The sequence below is a fragment of the Roseburia sp. 831b genome (assembly GCF_001940165.2).
GTDB lineage: Bacteria > Bacillota > Clostridia > Lachnospirales > Lachnospiraceae > Roseburia.
In genome coordinates this window covers 293,854-312,040 of the sequence record NZ_CP135162.1, presented here as the reverse complement: position 1 = coordinate 312,040, position 18,187 = coordinate 293,854, and the positions used below count along the sequence as shown (strand labels likewise).

At 40.3% G+C, this 18,187-nt stretch carries 12 protein-coding genes; all 12 read right to left on the bottom strand.

Features of this window, described 5'->3' with window-relative positions; translation table 11 throughout:
* Positions 1–10 precede the first annotated feature (10 nt).
* A complete protein-coding gene (locus BIV16_RS01355; protein WP_075679689.1) occupies positions 11–1,240 on the bottom strand; it encodes a hypothetical protein in 1,230 nt (409 codons plus the stop codon).
* 69 nt (positions 1,241–1,309) lie between these two features.
* Positions 1,310–1,603 (bottom strand): WXG100 family type VII secretion target, encoded by a 294-nt coding sequence (locus BIV16_RS01350; RefSeq protein ID WP_075679690.1) that lies wholly within the window; start codon positions 1,601–1,603, stop codon positions 1,310–1,312.
* 56 nt (positions 1,604–1,659) lie between these two features.
* Positions 1,660–6,171, bottom strand: coding sequence for a type VII secretion protein EssC (essC, locus tag BIV16_RS01345; RefSeq protein ID WP_075679691.1), 4,512 nt, complete (start codon positions 6,169–6,171; stop codon positions 1,660–1,662).
* A 2-nt stretch (positions 6,172–6,173) separates the two neighbouring features.
* Positions 6,174–6,428 (bottom strand): EsaB/YukD family protein, encoded by a 255-nt coding sequence (locus BIV16_RS01340; protein ID WP_075679692.1) that lies wholly within the window; start codon positions 6,426–6,428, stop codon positions 6,174–6,176.
* A gap of 11 nt (positions 6,429–6,439) precedes the next feature.
* Positions 6,440–7,492 carry an AAA family ATPase gene (locus BIV16_RS01335; RefSeq protein ID WP_075679693.1) on the bottom strand — a complete coding sequence of 351 codons (1,053 nt, stop codon included), beginning with the start codon at positions 7,490–7,492 and terminating at the stop codon, positions 6,440–6,442.
* A gap of 4 nt (positions 7,493–7,496) precedes the next feature.
* Entirely contained in the window at positions 7,497–8,375 is an 879-nt protein-coding gene (locus tag BIV16_RS01330; protein WP_075679694.1) for an FHA domain-containing protein, read from the bottom strand.
* A 21-nt stretch (positions 8,376–8,396) separates the two neighbouring features.
* Positions 8,397–9,500, bottom strand: coding sequence for an FHA domain-containing protein (locus BIV16_RS01325; protein ID WP_075679695.1), 1,104 nt, complete (start codon positions 9,498–9,500; stop codon positions 8,397–8,399).
* Between the two features lie 23 nt (positions 9,501–9,523).
* Entirely contained in the window at positions 9,524–14,434 is a 4,911-nt protein-coding gene (locus BIV16_RS01320; protein ID WP_143524711.1) for a hypothetical protein, read from the bottom strand.
* A gap of 34 nt (positions 14,435–14,468) precedes the next feature.
* A complete protein-coding gene (locus tag BIV16_RS01315) occupies positions 14,469–15,029 on the bottom strand; it encodes a hypothetical protein (protein ID WP_075679697.1) in 561 nt (186 codons plus the stop codon).
* A gap of 9 nt (positions 15,030–15,038) precedes the next feature.
* Positions 15,039–16,721 carry a serine/threonine-protein kinase gene (locus BIV16_RS01310; RefSeq protein WP_083625067.1) on the bottom strand — a complete coding sequence of 561 codons (1,683 nt, stop codon included), beginning with the start codon at positions 16,719–16,721 and terminating at the stop codon, positions 15,039–15,041.
* A 15-nt stretch (positions 16,722–16,736) separates the two neighbouring features.
* Positions 16,737–17,507: a PP2C family protein-serine/threonine phosphatase gene (locus BIV16_RS01305; protein WP_075679698.1), complete on the bottom strand. Its 771-nt coding sequence runs from the start codon at positions 17,505–17,507 to the stop codon at positions 16,737–16,739.
* 249 nt (positions 17,508–17,756) lie between these two features.
* Positions 17,757–17,963 carry a hypothetical protein gene (locus tag BIV16_RS01300; protein WP_075679699.1) on the bottom strand — a complete coding sequence of 69 codons (207 nt, stop codon included), beginning with the start codon at positions 17,961–17,963 and terminating at the stop codon, positions 17,757–17,759.
* Between the last annotated feature and the right edge of the window lie 224 nt (positions 17,964–18,187).

Here is an 18,187-nt window from a genome sequence, read left to right as displayed (position 1 = left end):
TTTTTAATCTTTATGGTGTTGCTACTGCTACGCCTATTGATGCTCCCATCGTCTCTGGAGCGGTGGCAATCGCAACTCCCCATTTTACAATTTCATACAAACCTATTGCCACCACTGCAACTATTGCACCTTCTTCAATTTTTTCACCATCAATCTTATATTCGATTGGCTCCGAATATTCCTCTTCCACATCTATGGGTATAAGTTCCCATCCTGGCATATCTGTGTTATTTGACTTATCAACTTTTATAAAAGAACTTACACTTGTCTTATCATCTAACACTGTTGACACCTCAAATTTCATGCTGCTTGTCACACCATTCGTTCCAGTTTCAACTTTCGCTTTTGATTTCCCATTCGAAATTTGTCCATTCACTAATAGATTTCCATCCGATGTTCCCTTTAACACAAACTCACCATTCTTTATATCTGTACCAGCACTCACCCCATCCGAATCCACCGAAGCCGACAAATTTTTATAATCCAACTTATACGCAGATTTTATGACCATCTGCTGTTCTTCCATGGTAATTTTAACGGTATTGTTATTACCCGTTTCCCCTGATGCAGTTACTGTCACATTGTAAGTTGCAGCCATATCTGCACCAATTGGCACACTAATTTCGTATTTGCCTGCCTCTAATTCAATATTTGGATAGAGTGCTAACAACCAGTCTGCTACTCTGCCTAAATAGTTTAACTGTTCTTCCTCTGATAATGCCTCAAATTCATCATACGTCAATTTATATGACACTACCGCCTCCACATACTCCGTGGCATCTTCCAGTTCATCGTCTTCTACTAAAGTTTTTACGACCACTAACTGTGCCTTCTCCAGTTCCTCTTTATCACTCTCTAACAGTTCCGTCAGCTTTCCTACATCTATTTTTCCACCATCGGGATCAATGGAATCTGTCATATCTGTTATATATTTTATAAGAAGGTTCCCTACATACATGAGTTCTAATATTTTCTCTACATAGTCTGCATCAACCTTCTGAACATTCGTAAATATTTCTTCAATTTCTTCTTTTGTTGTATTATTTTTATCCAGTATTTTCTTATAATACTGTTCTACATCCTGTGTACACGTTAATATTCCAAGCTGCTCTAACCAGCCTTGTACTGTTAATCCGCAATCTCCGATTGCATCACCAATTTTTTCCCATATTCCACTTGCTGTTACTTCTTCGACATAACCCAATAATGTTTCTTTCGCTGCTGCTGAAAAGTCTCTCATTCTTTTTCCCCTTGAATCTTTTCGTGTTACTTGGCCACCTGCCGAAACTGGCAGGTGACACAAATAAAATTAGGCTCTTACTGCTGCTGCACCCTGTGCATCATCATCCTGTCTATTCTGCATGTAGTTCTGGATGAAGTCTGAAATACTCTGAACGGCATCTCTTGCGTTTTCAAGTGCTGGTTTGTACTCATCTTCAAATCTTTCAATGAATGCATCTGCAGTCTGGTTTGTCCAACCATTCTGTAATTCTCCATTCATTTTCACCAAAGCCTGGATTACCTCGTCCAATGCTTCTGCCTGGTTAGCGTACACGCTTACACCATTTGTAAGTACCTCATAATCAACTTTGTTCACTGCCATTTCTTCTGGCCCTCCTTAAATAATTTTTATGGTAAACTGCCCTTTAGCAGATTCCATCAACTTAATGTAACTGTCTTTAATTTTGTCAATTCATTTTCATGAACATAGAATGCTTCCCCTGGTTCAAGAGGCTTTGCATACTTCTTTGTGACACTGATGGAAATGTCACACAATTTAATATTATTTGCATCTTCGAATATCAGATATCTGCGGTTATCTTTCACAACCTTTAACAGATCTGGTGCGCTGAATGCAATATTGTTATTTTCCACATTTGACATCAAGAGAAATACTTTCATATTTCTGTATTTTCCAATCCAGCTCTTGATGGCTGACATCGCCTGCTTGTTTCCACTTAACTCTGCGATTGCATCGGAGCTTTCAACCACAAGTACCAGCCATGGCTCCTCTTTCAACGCATCGAATTGTCCTTCCGAGAACTGCTCATAACGCATCTGCACTCTTTGATCCATCTCGTCAATCACAGCCTGGATGGTCTCTGATGTATTGGAATATACTGCAGTGTTTGGATGGAATTCATAGTCCCCCCACTTGCGCGTCATATCGTCTAGAATATATAATTCTGTCTCTCCAAATGTTTCCTTAAGCATTGATTCCACAAAATATTTTGCAAAAGCATCTTTTCCTTTTTCCTTTTTACCGGAAAGTGTCAGCATTCCACCTGCGGTGAGATCAAGCACACTTGGTAATACCGTGTTGTAGTCCAGACCAAGTACCACATTTCCCTCTTTCTGGTAATTTGGATATACCTTTTGCATATAATCCACATTTAATTCCTTTGGTATTTCTGGAATCACTTTTGCTTTTTGACCTGCATACTTCGCATTCTGCTCTTCCACAAATTTCTTAATCTCGCGTACTCGCTCAAACTCTTTTTCTCCTTCAAACGACAAGTACATCTGGCACTCATATGTATTCTTGTTTCGCTGAACCAGACTTCGTCCCGGGATATTTGGAAGTTTCATTCTACAACCTTCAAACATAACTCCGTACTCAGAAGTCTCATTGCAAAACAGTGTCATTCTTCCTTCAAAGTTATTTAGATAGCGATAGCCGATTCCGGATGTCTGCACATTTGCAACAACAAAGGAAACACCTACTGCAATACCGTCTCTGCAAAGTGGCAGCAGATAATCCTGATCCTGAAGATACATTTCTTTTAACGCTGTCATATTATCAATGAGCACTACAATCTGTGGCAAATCTGATTTTCCGGCTTCCTTGTATGCTACAAAAGAGCTGACACCTGCCTCTGCGAGCTTTTCTTTTCTCTTTTTCACCTCTGTGTTCAAAAGTTTGAACAGATTTTTTAGCTTCTCATCATCGGATACGCAGACAACGCCTCCACAATGATTTAATTCTGCAAAGTTTCTTAAAATCATGGAGCCAAAATCAATCATGTATAAGTTTACTTCTTGTGGTGTATAATTTTCTGCAATGCTTCGGATAATGGTCTGCAATACATTGGTCTTTCCACATTGTGCGGAGCCAATTATCATGTAATTTTGTGAGGTAACATTGATGCTTAGTTCTTCCTGCAGCTGTCTATCCGGATCATCTAAAAGACCAATGGTTGCATAAATCTCTTCTGCATCAGTTCTCTCGCCGTTCTTGTAATCAAGCACCTGTGGCAGTGGCGGCATACAGATATTTGGCAATTTTTTTATGTGCTCCTTTTCACAGTAGGACGCGATATACTCCACAATTGCATCCAGCTGGTTTTTGTTCTGGGAATCTTTTCTTTTTGCCTTTTTCTTCTGATAAACCATCTTTTTCATACCGGCAAAATTGAGCTGATTGATTCCAAATTCTTTATTACCTTCGGTTTCCTCCATGGTTGCCGGCGCCCCACTATACGCAGACTGGAACAACTCAAAAATCTCATTATTTCCAACCTGCAAGTACGCACGTCCTGGCTCTTTGATTTCTGCCGCTAGCGGTGTCTTTAACACCTCGTTACTGTCTTCTTTTGACTGTACTTTCAAACACAATTTAAACTTGGAGTTTGACCAGATTTGGGCATCTACCACACCACTTGGTTTCTGTGTTGCAAGTATCAGGTGAACCCCTAAACTTCGTCCAATACGTGCCGCACTAATCAACTCTTTCATAAACTCTGGCTGTTCCGCCTTTAACTCTGCGAACTCATCTACGATAATCACAAGGTGTGGCAACGCAACTGATACTTTCTTTTCTTTATATAATTGAATGTACTTATCAATATGGTTTACACCAGCTTCCGCAAACAGATTTTGTCGTTTCATTAATTCCGCCTTGATGGATTTTAAGGAACGCTGTACCTCATTTCCATCAATATTGGTAATTGCACCTATCAGATGTGGCAGGTCTCGGAACTGATTTACCATTCCACCACCCTTAAAATCGATAATCACAAATCCAATTTCATAAGGATGGAAAATTGTTGCGGCAGACAAAATATAGCTCTGTAATATTTCACTCTTACCTGAACCTGTCGTACCGGCTACAAGTCCGTGAGGACCATGTGCTTTTTCATGCAAATTGAGTGTCACAACTTCATCTTTGGCATTGACACCTAACGGTGCTGCCATGGATTTATAAATCTGTGATTCACTCCAACGCTGTTTTAAATCCAAATCCTCCGCTGTAAAAATATGAAGCAGCTCGTAAAGCGTAATATTTTTTCGCAGAGAATTCTCAAGGCTGATTTCTTCACAATATACCGGTGCCAGCTTTTGTACAACCTGTGCTGCCTGCTGATCTGACACTGCCTGGTATTCAAATTCTTGCACCTGGTTTCCATCTTCCGACTTGCAGATTTCTCCTTCGGTATCAGAATGTAACTGAATAATCTCATCACAGTGCAGTGGGAGTTCCTCTACACTTCTCTCAAAGAACACAAATGTCATTCCAAGCTCAGACGCTCTTTCTATGTATCTTGAAATTGGGTGATTCTTGATTCCAAACTCATTTTCTACAAGTACAACTCCGTAATATGGAATTTCCTCTGACTGCTCCCGATAAGTCAGTTCCCGATATAAACTCTCGAAAATATTGTTTTTGCTTTCGTTATTGAATACAATATTTCGAATTCCACTATCATTTACAAGGTGTGGTAAAAGACGAATCCAGCGATACTTGCTTTCATCATCAACCAGCATAAAAATTCTTACATCTCCATAGTAATGACGAACTGCAATATCGATAACAATATTTTTAAACATGCCATATAAGGATTCTTTTTCCCCTACAATTCCAATTGCATTCGAATTTTTCATATCCGAACAGATTGGTGCACGGTCAATTTTTTCAAAGAGATGATAAATTTTTTCTGGCATCTCTGTCAGCTCATCCCCTACTTCTAGGCGCTCTTGCTTTTTATAATCAATCTGCCGCTTAGAAGTAATCGTTCCTTGTCCCAAATAAATACTTAGGAAATCCTCATCTTCTCTTGTTCTTTCAAAAAGACGTCTGTCAAAATGAATTGCGATATCAATATCCTGCTGCACATTGCAGTAAGTTTCGTTTAAGCTTTCTAATTCCTCTTGCCTGTCTGTCGATACCTCCAGCTTTTTCTTTTCAATATAATTGGTATACTTATTGATTCGATCTGCACAGTCTTTTTTATACTGCTTCTTTCCTGAGAAAAATCCTAATACTGACGTAACGATTCCTAACCCCATGGAGCAGACACTGAAGATGACATAGGAACCACCTGACGGATTCATGACTCCACGTACAACCACCATCAGCGCTAACATAGCAACTGATGGCATCAATGTTAACACAATGTTATTCTCTGGTTTCTTTGGAATCGCCGGTGCATCTAAAATCTCTATTTTTTCATCCGAAAGCTGCTTTCGAATACGTGTATTCCGATTGAACAGCGGATATCGAAAATGATTGCTTTGCACACTTAATTCCTTGATTGCGCCATTTGCAACCTCAAGATTCTCTCTGTCAAAAAAGATTTTTCGGTCACGATAATAAAAGTGAAATTCTGCAACCGAGAAGAAATCACAATCCTTTAGCGCTGTCTTTTGCTGCATCTTTCTTCCGTTCAGGTAGACACCATACTCGGATACAATCTCCTCTAATAAATAGGTGTTGCCGCTTGCAGTTAGTCTTATCTTACTGTTATTGCTGAATCTGCTTTTTAAAATAAGATCTGCTGTTGCATCCGTGGCGATATCCATGGTGTTTCCAAGCTCTACATACCAGTTATAAAAAGGTATCTTTGCCTCAAAATCAATTAAGAAACGCAGTTCAAATACTTCGTTTCCGGTGGAGGCATAACGAATTGAGAGCACATCTCCATGTGCAATATCCGTTGATAAGAGCTTCCGCATGTCCCCCTTGCTGATATAAATCTCATCCGAACACTCTAGCACCCATTTTTTTCCTTCTTTGCGAAATTCAATCTCGAACTCCGAGAAAAAGTTTTCCGGATTCAGACGAAATTCGCAGGAAGACCCTGTTCCAAGTTTTACCTTGTCCATATCCGACTGAATTTCAAATTCTTTATAGATTGTTCTATTACTGATAATTACTTTATACTGATATTCCATCTTTAGCCTCTCCGATAAATAATGTAGGAACCATTGCGGATTCCGAATTCTTTGAGTGTCTTATTTCCTCTTAAAAATGCAATTGGATTTTCCGCTACGAGGTAACAGTTAAAAATATCGTTGGTATCGATTCCAAGTCCGTATGCCTCATTTAATGCAAGTACCAGATCATTTGCGGTAATTTCAAGCGGTATTTCAAGATCTACCTGCTTTTTACTTTCCTGATTTATAAATACTACGACTGCTTTTTCTTCCATCTCTGACTCCTCTATATAAACATGTATGAGATTTTGATGATTCCGTCTAATCCCGCTAACTGTTCCGCAGTTTCTAAGGCTGCTGCCGCTTTATCTACATATTCCTTTACCGGGAACTGCGTCTGCAATTCAGACTGTAAGTATGCATTTTCAGTTTCTGCATCATACCGGTTCATGATGACCATGTACTTTTCACGATCCCGAAAATCCAGACAGTGCATCATGTATTCCATCTTGCAGGTTGACATAATATCCTGCATCGTGATTAACATTACCTTGTCGGCCTCTTGCAGCAACTGAATTCTGCTCTGCTCGTATCCGGCTTCAATATCCACAATAATAAAATCATATTCGCCACTTTCTTTTGCGCCGGAAATAATCTTTGCGTAAATATCAAATGAAAGATTTCTTGCATCCAGCGTTGATAAAAACGGAGGCAGATACGTGAAGTTCTCTTTTCGCAGGAAAAAACGGATATTCTGATAAATGTGAGTCGCATCCTCCTTAATAGCGCGGTAACCATCGTTTGGCATTCCACTTTTATCTTTTAAATAGAAGGAAAATTCCTGAACGGATTCCGTATTTACATACAGGATTCGCTTGTGTTTTCTTGCAAGACATTCCGCTAATCCGACGGAGAGACTTGTCTTTCCGGTTCCACCTGCTGCCGAATACAGTGCGATAACCTGTGTTGACCGCTCTGAATTTTCACCTTCCTCAAGCCTTGCCGCACTCTTGTAGGTTAATTCGTTGTACAGTTCACGGATACCAAGATACTTAAATACTTTTGATACAGCTAAATTCTCTGTTCCACCTGTTTCCTTGCTTTCAGAAAGTACAAACAGGTTCTGGATATTGTGTTTTTGCAACTCATGTGTATCTATTTTTTCATCCACAACTACAATCTCTGCTGTCACCGGTGTGGAGAAAAACTGTTCATAATATTGCAAATCTGATATGATTTCGAGTTCCGCTTTATCCCCTAACTCTACTAAAAATTTATTTTCTAACGTTGCAAGATAGGATTCATCCGTATCTACAAGCACAATCAATGGTTTACTCATTTTTCTATCCTCGCACCATAAGTTCTATATTTGCAATCCGGATTCTGCTTCCATTCTGAATCGGAAGCGGCTCTGTAGCCGACACTCTTTTTCCATTTAAAAAGGTTCCGTTCGAGCTGCCCATATCCACAATGAAATATGTCCCATTTTGATACAGAATCTTGCAATGCACACGACTGACCGCCGGATTGCCGATAATGACACCGTTCACTCTATCTTTGCTTTTTCCAATCACAAAATCTCCATGCCCTACCTGAAATTGAATCTGACCATCCAGCGACTGAATCTGGATGCATTCCATATTTCTCTGGGGAGGCACCTGAACATTCTGTGCTTCCGGCTGTACTGGTGTCGTAATCTTTTGTGCTGGCTGTGGAGATGCCTGCATCGTTGGCTGCACCGATGTCTGCATGGCTGGTGTGCTTACTGCCAGCTGATTTAGCTGCGCTTTTATCTCATTCTCAAAAACAGCTTTATTTTTCTTTCTCCCCGGAATGTTAACCGGAAGATAAATAATTTTGACTACGTTTGTAATTGGGTCTACAAAAATATGGTCCAGGCGGTTATCTACGTAAGAGACATCCAAAAATCCAAGATTTTCTATCTGAGTGAAAGCCTCATACATGCGTGCCACCACGTTTTGTGCTGCATCTGGTGTCAACCGTTGAATCATCTGCGCAATGCTTTCATACTCACTGGTAAAATAGACTAATTTTATTTTTCCATTGTATTTTAAGCGATAGCATTTTAGCAGGCAGCTTTCATCCAGATTCTGCATGACCTTATACCCGATGTCATAAAACAGTTCATTATTCTCCAGGACATAGGCTGTTCCAATTCCATTTTTTACTTCTCTTACCTGATTTTCTATGAATTCTTCCAACGTCTTTTCCTCTTACTTTTCCTATTCTTCTATCTTGAATTCAAATTCCTCGTCTGCAAGCCGGATTACATCCCCATCGCATAACTCTGCCTCACAGTTTGGTGTAAGCATCTCCCCTCGAAGAAACGTGTGATTGGTGGAACCCTGGTCCATAATGGAAAAAGTTCCATTGTTCTGATAAATAACAGCATGTTTCCGACTGATTGCTTTGTTATCACTTAGACACAGGGAATTGTCTGCGGACTTTCCAATGAAAAATGCTGACCCATAAATTTGAACATATTCCCCGGTTTTAATTCGAATCAGACCTGCCTCCATGCGCTGCTCATTCAATAAGGTGGTTCCATCTTCCTCATCTAACAAGGTGGTTCCATCCTCTTCCATCAAAAGAGAGGTTCCCGGTTCTTCCTCCGGTACTGGCATTCTCTCTGCCGCCTGTTGTTGTGGAACATAAGACTGTCTCTCTGGAGTGTAGGGCTGTTCCATCCTTGCGGACGGTGCGTAATGTTTTCTGTTTGCAAGCTGGGAGCTAGCGATGAACCCACTTTTTCCACTCTCTGTCCGTTTGATTTCCTGATAGATTTGCGGATAACGGTTTAAGATATATTGCTCAATATCTTCAATCCGGTAATTTGCTGTGTTCAAAAGAAACTCCTGAAACATTTTACATTCATTTCGTAGTTCTAAATCTTCCGTCTGAATCTCTTTTATCACTTCTTCTAAGAATCCATACACATTGATACTGTTCTCCCTGCTCATCAGTGGCTCATACAAGAAGAACAGTTCTCCGGTTGTCTCCTTTACAAAAATGATTCCGGTATCAAGTACAAGGTTTGGCAGATTGAATTTATACATTTCTATTTTCTTTGTCATCTCTACCACCTGGGCAACGATACTGTAAAATTTGTGAATGTTTAATCCCTTTTTGATATAGCTTTTTAATGGAATGGACTGGGGTGCCGTGTACGCAATCCGATGTTTTCCCTCCACTACCGGACGAAACAATCCGGGCAAAAGATTTTCTTGAAAAACAGCCAGTTCCCGCTCATTGATTGGAACCTTTCTGATACTTTTTTGTGTGATTTTTATCAAATTCTTTTTGTCTGAAATGCTATACTTTGACACCTTTCATCCCTCTATTTCTTTTCTTATTTTTTTCGTTTGATACGGACGACTTTCTTTCTGCGGAACATTGCAAATGCTCCTGCACCACCGCCGACTGCTGCGACACCGCATACCGATGCAACAACTGCTGGCGTGTTATGGTAGAATCGAGCAAAGGAGTTGGTAGATACCAGGAAGTTTGCTACCTTGCAATTTACTTCATTTCCTGCTGCATCTTTTGCAATCACCTCAAGATTCTGACGATTTCCTGCCTCTGGAATGGAGAAGTTGAAGTTATCTCCTTCCTGTGTATAAGAAACCTGCTTTCCATCAAGCATAACTTCTACGCCCTGCAATACCAGATTATCAACTACAGATATCGTTGCATCATAATTCTGTGCATTGTAGCTTTGACCATCTTCAATATTGATTGGAACGATAACCGGTGCCGTACCATCTACCCCAAAGTCAATCTCTGCTTTCTTGGATTCTTCAATATTTTCATTGATATTTCCTGCATAATCTTCGGAATAAAGTGTTACCAGATAAGAACCATCCCCCTGGAATACGGACTTATCAATCGTGTAAGTATACTGGCTCCAGCTTCCATTTCCACCTGCCTGTGCGACGGTATAATCCGTTCCTTCCTGTAAATCCTTTGGAACACCGTTTGCAGAAACTGTTACTTTAACGGTTTCCATAGACAACTGGTCCACGTTTGTTTCTGTCAGCACAACATCAATCGGTTTCTTGATATAGGTACCTTCGATTTCCTTTAGGGAATGATCGAATACATAGACAGAACCAAACCGGTTCACAGAAAAGGTAATGCTCTGTGTGGTCTCATTTCCTGCAAAATCGATCTCTGTTGCAGTTAAGGTGTAAATATCATCCACGTCCTGTTCATGGTCAAAATCGGAAAATGTAAAGGTCTGACCATTTTCAGAAGCAGTAAATGCTCCTTTTGCCTCAACGACACCATGGTTTGCTCCAACTAACTCAACCTTGACAGCTCCTTCGTTATAATTGGTATCTAAAAACTGAACGACCGGCGCTACAACATCCTTATTTGCGGAGTTATTCTCAACACCGGAAATCTCAATCGTTGGTTCTGTCTGGTCAATGACAAATTCCTCTGTCACATTCTGTACTGCTGTATTTCCACCTTCATCTGCGCCGTCAACGGTAAATGCATAGACACCATCGGTATTAAATGCGATGGTCGTTGTATGAACGTCGCCATCTGTTGTCCATCCTGATACAACCGGGAACGTAATGGTCTGTCCGTTATCAGTTGCTGTTCCACGGACTTCAATTCGGCTTGGATCAAAGTTATGTTCTGTTACTTTTACCGTTGCAGTTCTTCCCTGTGCATAATAATTTCCATTGCTTGGCTGACCATCCATTGACACCTCGATTACCGGCACCGTCTGGTCAATGGTAAAGTTCTGTGTGGCAAACGGTGTAGCAGCATTTCCTGCTAAGTCTGTGTAGTTCATTGCAAACGTGTAATCATCATCTGCCGCAAATGTTACTGTCGCCGTGTAGGTGTTCTCATCTGGATTTTCTGTATTCACATACTCACTCCATCCTGAAACCTGGGCAGATGCACCATGTGTACTTGTAATATTCCATGCCACTGCATTTGCATCAAAACATCTTTCTTTTACTGTGACAGTTGCAATTCTTGTATCCTTATAAATCGAAGTATAGGTCTGATCCGGTGCTACATCATTATAAGAAAGGCTAATAGATGGAGCTGTTTTATCAATACTCATCATCATAGTCTGTTCCGTTGTATTTCCTGCACAGTCTGTCATTTTTACCCGAACCACAATGTCATTACTATTGTTTGATACCGGAATACTGTTCGTTACTTCTGTAACAAGATTCTTATCCCTTGCTGCAATGTTCCAGGACGCATCTGATGCCACACCGCTGTTGTCAAAGGTCACAACACCGCTTCGATTGTTTGCAGTATCAAACGGTGCGCTTACGGACCATTCGATTTTCCGGATTCCGGCATAAGCATCTGCAACTCTGACCGCAACAGAAGTATCTGCTGCATATAAGTTGTTTCCATTTCGGTCTTTTCGGTCTGTTTTTTCTGCAGATAACGCTACCTCGGCATTTCCATTATGTGCCTGCGCACTCTCTGTCAAAATTCCGGTTGTCTGATAGGCATTACTTACGGTATTTCCAACGTTGTCTGTTGTTTTTACATAAAGATAACCCTTGAAATCTGCTAAAACAGGAATCTGGATGACAGCCTCTTCCCCAGGTCTTTTACAAAGCTCTACGGTATCTACTGAACTTACTTTTCCTGTAAAATCAACGAAAAAGTAGGAAACACTCCGAATTCCGGCTCCGGCAGCGCCATCGCTTAAAGTCAGCTCTGCTGTCACATCACCATTTGCATAATATCCATAGGAATCTACGGTATTAACATCCTCTTTTGCAGCACCAAGAACCGTATAATTTGCAATTACAGGTGCCTGGTCTTCTTTGTGAATGTGAATGTTTTTGGTATAAACAGCTGCCGTATCTACGTTGGAGGTCACAGACACTGTGATATCGTAGTCCCCATCTGCTAACGTCGCTGCCTGCGAAGTTGAAATGACAAAAGAATCGGTTGTATGTTTCTTTTGAGTTGAATCTTTGTAATCATAATTTGCCTGCACAAAACTTTTTCCATTTACATCCTCTGTCAGCTCTACACCGTTAATCCATACAGATACGGAATTTAATCCCGACTTTTTCTGACTAAGTGAAAGTCTGATATTTTCATCCTGTTTTTCATAATAGGTTGTCACATCACCTACGGTATCAAAATAGAATCCATCCAGATCTACTCCAATTTCCGGTGTCTGGGCATCCTGTACAATCTGTGCTCCATTTCCAAATTTCGCAAAATTCTTTGCTTCTGTTACATTTCCAACGTTATCGGTTGCGGATGCTGTGATTTTATTTTCTGCACCATCAGAAAGTGTAATGGTAAAGGAAGCACTGTTATTTTCGTCTACTGTTTTGGTCTCTTTTGCCACACCATCCTGATAAATGGTAATGGACTTTACTCCTGAACCTTCATCTGCTGCCTTTACCATAAAGCTTACGGTTGCTTCCTTTGTATAAAATACACTCCGGTTTTCAACTAAATCCGTAGTTTGAATATCTGTAACCTGAGGTTCGCTTTTATCAACCATGTAAGTTCTGGTCACTTCACCGGAAACATTGGATGCCTTATCCACACCGTAGAAATAATACGTTGTCGTCTCCTGTGGTGTCTGGTCAAGCGGAAGTGTAAATGTTCCATTGGTTACAGTTAAAACATGTTCTGTTTCTGCTAAAATCTGCTCCTCACTCAATGCCTTGGTCGACCATACGACACGGTCAACACCAGCTTTATAATTCGAGCCATCTGTTCCTGCATCGGTAACGGTTCCGTTTAAAGAAAGACCGGTTTCTGTTCCTGAAATCCAGGTAGAATATCCATTTGTAACCGGTGTACCATTCTCTGTAACTGTAACGGTTGGTGATACCGTATCAAAGACAAACGTGACTGGTTTTGCCAGTTCGTACCTCGTCTGACTCCATGGATTTTTCACTGCACAGATACTTTTTACCGTCAATTCTGACCTGATTTGTTTTTCAGACGCACATGCCGGTACTTCATATATTCCAAATATGCTCGTTGTCTCATCATTTAACGAAATCTTATCTCCGCTTTTGCTCTTTAATGTGACACTGGCGCCCTTGGTAATGGTATAAATTACCTCGTTCTCTGTCTCACACTTGGATACAGCATCTTTTTCATTTGAAAAAACAACCTCAATCTCCTCTGGAAAATCAGCGTCTGTCTTTGTCTCTACTTTTTCAAATGCAACGGATAAAGTCTCACCCTTGGTAATCGCTGGAACCGAAATCTTACCGGCAACAGCATCGTCATCCTGCTGCAATTCCTGTTCGATACCATCTAACGTAACTGATTTTAAGCGGTAGCCCGCCTCTGGAATTACCTTTACATCGCCAATTGTACTTCCATATTTATAACCGATTTCTTTTTTGGAATCATACACAACATCACCAATCTGAACAACTCCACCCTTTGTCATCTCCAGATTCAATGAGACATTTTTAAGTGAAAAAGCGATATTTTCTGTAACCGATAACACATCTGTATTACAGGTAAATTCTTTATAATAAACTGTTTTATCTGTTTGCTCTTCATCATGGTGATACTCTTCTGACTGAAATTCATAACCATTGGCTGTATCCGGTGTTACTTCGATACGATACTTTTTTGTTACTTCCAGACGATATGTTGAAGTCGCATTTTCCGTTTTCTCGTCAGAACATTCTGTTTTTTTACCATCCTCACCTAGTTCATATACCTTAACACTACCACCGGTTCCTTCTGCATTTCCCTCAGTAGTCACATTTACAACCAGTTCACCTGTGATTTTTTGTAATTCTACCTTTAGGTTCAGTGGCTTCGTTTCTTCTGTTGCAGTAAATTTGTACTGATATGTACCTTCTGTTTCAACATATTCAAACTCTGCCATCATATCTCTGCTGTCATCGTCTTCATCTATGATATTTGAAATCTGATAACCCTCTGCCGCTTTCACAGACACCGTATAAGTTGTTGCCGGATCTGTGATTTCAGGTGCAAAAGCTGTCGTGTTGGTTTCTTCGTCATATTCACCCTCTAAAGTTTTTTCCTCTTCCCCCTGCAAGTAGGTCATCTGAACGTTTCCGGCATCCACTGCCTCTTCTCCATCAAGTGTAAAGTGAACCTTTACCTCTGTCGTTTTCGTTTCCTCCGACTCAGTGCCTTGCGGATCTGTTTCTGCAAAAACACCTTTTACCGGAAAGACACCTAATACAATTACAACTACAAGTGTCATTGCAAGTATTCTTTTCCATTTCCTGCTAAAACTCTCTCTTTCTTTCATTCCCTTTTCCTCTCTTTTTATGGTTCTTGCTTTTTTATATGGTTTCATCCGTATGAATCTCGACATCATCCTCAAGCATGATGAATTCTCCGCTGTCAGACTTATCCGTCGCCTCTTCCTCTAGAACTGTCGTTCCTTCCTCTAAAACTGTGGTTTCTTCATTCAGTACCGTCGTTCCTTCGTCTAAAGGTGCTGTTCCTTCTTTCAATACCGTCGTTCCCTCGTCTAGAACACTGGTCTCTTCCTCCACGGCTGGTGTTTGTTTTAATACATCTGTCTGCTCGTCTGTTGACGGCTGTACTTTCTGTGTAATTGGTCCTGTAACCACCACATTGCTTCCTTCAAAAATTCCTTTTGCAATCTGTTTACTGGATTTTTCCAATCGACCGCTTTTTTCCGGTTCTCTTCTTCGACTGCTTGCTCTCTTATTGTTTTCACGAAGTTCTTTCACTTGCTTATCTGCAGTCTTTCCACTTACTTCTCCGTACAATGCAACAACGTCAAATGCAAAAAACAGGATAATCGCAATGATTAGAAACAATGCTGCCAAGCCAAAACCAACAATCGAAATAATCTGATATATTGTAGCGTCCATATCTTCCTCCTATTCCTCGCTGTACGCATTTTGAATTGCGTCCTGTGCAGCACTTTCCCGCTCTATAATTTCATTTTTCAGCTCATCTGTCTTATCTGTTGTCGTATCAATTCCGCCTGTCTTATCTGATACTTCCTCAAAAAAAGTCTGTAACTGTTTTTTTTCAATTCCATCTGCTTTAAATTTTCTTGCATAATTTTCAATGGAATTCATACAAAGCTGATAGACCTCAAGATTTACAATCTCACTTTCCTCATGCTCAACAACACCAAGCAGGTTTTCCAGGTTTTCGAAATATGGTGCGTAAGTGCCCTTGTCCGATGCCTCTTCTACATTCAGTGTGACGTCTCTTGTAAACTGTCCGATTTCCTTATATACCTGGGTAATGACATGATAATCAGAATCCTCTGTACTGTAATCGTATGCGTCGGAAAACCATTGAATAGAGCTCTTGATCCGGGTAATCTGGTTATCATTGGTATCTGTCTTTCCGTAATCGTAGTAATACCAATACAACCTGCCAATCTCATACGCAAGGTCCGCATAGTCCTTCTGTTTTCGAAGTTCACTTAAATTGTTATTAATTTTCTTTTTAAATTCATTTTCCTCTTCCACGGAAAAAACTGCATCATCCTTAAATGCATCTATCAATCCGAGATATGCCTGCGTGTCTGTTGGTTTTATGTCAACCGCATCCAGATAGGTTGCAATTTTTTCTTCATCCGTTGCAGATTTTTCAGCCTGCAGTAACAAATTATCGTAGTCATTGTTGTTCACATGTGCCTTTAATACCTGCCCTAAAATCCCAACTCCCAGACTTACAAAGGAAGCTGCTAACATGCCATAAAACACATGCAGCTTTTTCTTTTGTTTTCTCTGATAAGATTCGTCTGCCTCTTCATAATGCATGATTGCATACAAAAGTTCTGCACATGACTGATAACGTTCTTCCGGGTTAATTCTGGTACATTTTAAAATAATACTTTCCAAACCGGAGGATAATTCCGGATTCCAATAACGAATCGGGTAAATCTCGTATGGTGGCTCACATGGGTTTTTACCTGTCACGAGGTGATATAACGTGACACCCAGGCAATAAATGTCTGTCCTTGGATCCGTCTGCCCTTTTCCTCCGAACTGCTCCGGTGCAGCATAGCCTTTGGTTCCCAAACTAACAGTATCCTCTAAGTTATGCTCCTTGTATTCCCTTGCAATACCAAAATCAATCAGTTTGATATTTCCATTGGGCTGTAACATGATATTAGCCGGTTTCATATCCCGGTAAATAATTGGTGGGTTCTGTGTATGTAAGTAATCTAAAACCCCACATAAATCCTGCGCCCATTCAATGACAGTCTCCTGTGGCTGTGCACCATTCCGCTCCAAAACCTTACTCAAAGGCTCCCCTTCGATATAATCCATCACGACATATATCACATCTTCCTTGTCAATGATGTCAACAATTCGAGGCAGACATGGGTGATCCAGCTTTTTCATCATATTTGCTTCCGCAATTGCAGATTGCACAACGACCTCATTATTTTTATCACGGGCTCTTTTTTTAATTTCCTTTACCGCCCACTGTTTGTTCAGGTTTTTGTCCATGGCAAGGTAAACCTCTGACATTCCACCCTTGCCAATCATTTTTAAGATTTCGTATTTTCCCTCAATTAGCGTTCCTACGATTGCCACAATGCTCTCCCTCTTTTATCTTGTACTTTTTCCTATGTAAACGGCTGTAATATTATCCGTCTCTCCGCGCTTTTTATTTTCTTCCACCAATTGTCGTAATTTTTCTTCTATCTGCTCCTTTGATGCCTCCTCAAGCCCTGACAATGCCTGAAACATCTCCTGCTCAAAGACCTTATGACGAAAACCATCTGAGCATAAAAGAAAGCCTTTGCGAACCCCAATCTGTCCTTCATAAAACACTGGTTCTACACTTTTCGATGCACCAATGCATTGTAGAAGAACATTTCTCCTGGGGTCTACCAAGGCCTGTTCTTTTGTCATGTTGCCCCTTTTTACCTCTCTGGCAACAAATGACTGATCTTCCGTTATTTGATTTATTGTCTGTCCAATTTCATATGCGCGTGAATCCCCTACCTGCGCAATAAGGTATTCTTTCCCCTCAACAAAAAGAATTGCGGTTAAAGTTGTTCCTAACTCCGCCGCATTTTTCTTACCATAATTCCATAATTTTGTATTCAAACTTATAATTAAGTTTTCCCACTGCTTTCGTATCTTATCAAAATCACCCTGCGTAGACACTAAGTCCTTTACAAACCAGTCTGAAAATCCACGTATCACTGTTGCACTGGCCAGTTCTCCCTTGCTGAGTCCGCCCATGCCGTCGCATACCAATGCCATTAGAACTGTTTTGTCCTTTAATAAAGCCTTTTTGATGCAAAGGCTGTCCTGGTTTACCTTCTTCTTAATTCCTACGTCAGTACAAAAACTAGTAATATATGTGTCCATCTTCTTAACCTTTCGAAATTAGTCATAAATATGGTGAATTTGTCCCATATCATAGAATACACCATTTGCTTTCTCTTGGCAATGTTTTACCATAATAATATAGGAAATTTTTCCCTTTTATCTTAATATACTATCAGGTTCCTATTTATTTCCATTCGATTTGACGTAAATAAGATGCTAAAAAAGCTGGTAGCAAGGATTTTCTCCACACCACCAGCTTTTTCTGTACTCTTTAGGATAGACTTAATCTTATGAAAAAAGAAACATTGGAATAATAAGGACTATTGCAACAACAATACCTAGAACCATTACTACAATTCCTCTTTTTCTTGCGCTAGACAATGTCTGTTCGTTTGCCTCTTCTCCTGCTTTCAGCGCATACTTTGGGCATGCCGTTAAGAAAATACCCAATGCCACAATCGCACCTACAAAAATGAATTTTAATACCTGGTACATCTTTTCCCTCACCTTTCTTTTATTCCCCATATAAAATTAAGAATACACGCCCTAACGACTACTATAATTGTTTTCGCTATTATCGTCAAACATTTTGCAAGCAATTTGTCTTTTCATAGATATGGGCGTAGCCAGGAATCATCCTCCCTCTACGCCCCGCTTTGGATTTACACAACGCTCTTATAAAATATCATTCACTTACATTTTTATCGATTTCCGCAAAA